The 1,709-nt window shown below is 70.2% G+C and carries 1 protein-coding gene; it reads left to right on the top strand.

Features of this window, described 5'->3' with window-relative positions; all coding sequences use genetic code 11:
* Positions 1 to 1,573 (top strand): DNA translocase FtsK (locus ACT6Y9_RS10825; RefSeq protein WP_443744536.1); only part of this gene is annotated, 1,573 nt, incomplete at its 5' end.
* Positions 1,574 to 1,709 lie beyond the last annotated feature (136 nt).

Genomic DNA, 1,709 nt, shown 5'->3' with positions numbered 1-1,709 from the left:
GACGGCTGCCTGCGCTCCCGCCGCTCCCTTTGCCTCCCCGCCGTCCTCGGCGCCCGCCTGGAAGCCCGCGCCCGCCGCGCCCGCGGCCGCCTCCTCCACCGGGCTCCCCGACGTTGCGCTCCTTGACGACGCGGACCCTGCGCGGCGCCGCACCGACGAGGAGACCATCCAGATGACGAGCCGCCTCATCGTGGCGAAGCTGCGCAACTACGGAATCCCCGCCGAGGTGAAGGGCGTGCAGCCCGGTCCCGTGATCACGCAGTACTGGATCGAGCCGGGTCCGGGCGTCAAGGGCTCGCAGATCGAGGGCGTGCGCGACGACCTGAGGCGCGCCCTCGGCGTGCAGGCCGTGCGCATCGTGCTCTCGATTCCCGGCACGAGCTGCATCGGCATCGAGGTGCCCAATCTCGTGCGCGAGATGGTGCGCCTCAAGGAGATCATCGAGAGCGACGCCTTCAGGGCGAGCCGCTCCGCGCTCACGCTCGCAATGGGCAAGGACATCGCAGGCAAGCCCTTCGTGATGGACCTCGCGAAGACGCCGCACCTTCTCGTCGCCGGCACGACCGGATCGGGCAAGTCGGTCGGCATCAACGCGATGATCCTCTCGATGCTCTACCGCAATTCGCCCGAGACGCTGCGCCTCGTGCTGATCGACCCGAAGATGCTCGAGTTCTCGCTCTACAACGGCATCCCGCATCTGCTCACCCCGGTGGTCACGGACATGAACAAGGCGAGCGCCGCGCTCAAGTGGCTCACCCACGAGATGGACCGCCGCTACGCCGTGATGAGTCGCATCGGCGTGCGCCAGTTCTCCGCCTACAACGAGAAGGTCTCGGAGGCCGCCCGCCGCGGTGAGCCGCTCCGCGACCCGGGCGCCGCCAAGGACGATCCGCTCGCGGGCGTGCTCGAGCCCTGGCCCTTCATCGTCTGCGTGGTCGACGAGCTCGCCGACCTGATGCTCACGAACCGCAAGGAGGTCGAGGGCGAGATCACCCGCCTCACGCAGAAGGCGCGCGCGGCGGGCATCCACCTCATCCTCGCGACGCAGCGTCCGTCCGTGGACGTCGTCACCTCGCTCATCAAGGCGAACGTGCCGACGCGCATCTCCTTTCAGGTCGCCTCCACGATCGACAGCCGCGTGATCCTCGGCGAATCCGGAGCCGAGCAGCTCCTCGGCAACGGCGACATGCTGCTCCATCGCCCGGGCCACCCCGGCGCCACCCGCATCCAAGGGTGCTTCGTCGCCGACGGCGAGGTGATGCGCGTCGCCGAGAAGCTCAAGGAGATGGGCTCTCCCTCCTACGTCGAGGGCGTGACCGAGTCCGCCGACGATGCGGAGGCGGGCGCCGACGACGACCCCGGGCGCCGCGCGGGCGAGGCCGATCCGCTCTACGACCGGGCCGTCGCGATCGTGCTCGAGGAGAAGCGCGCCTCGATCTCCTACGTGCAGCGCCAGCTCGGCATCGGCTACAACCGCGCCGCGAACCTCCTCGAAGCGATGGAGACCGCGGGCATCGTCTCAAAGCCCACCGCGATGGGCAAGCGCACCATCCTCGTGCCCACGCGCGACTGATTCAGGAATCCCGACCATGCCTCACGCCTCCCAGCCCGGCGCCTCGCGCCGCAGCCTCCTTTGCGCAGCGGCCGCGCTCGCGCTCTCCCTCGGCCTTCCGTCCGGCCGCGTCCGGGCGGCCGAAGCGCCCGACGGG

Origin of the sequence: Sutterella sp. (assembly GCF_052272535.1) — a bacterium.
Taxonomy (GTDB): Bacteria; Pseudomonadota; Gammaproteobacteria; order Burkholderiales; family Burkholderiaceae_F; genus Sutterella.
The sequence above is the reverse complement of the archived record's forward strand: the minus strand, read 5'-3'. Positions and strand labels throughout refer to the sequence as shown.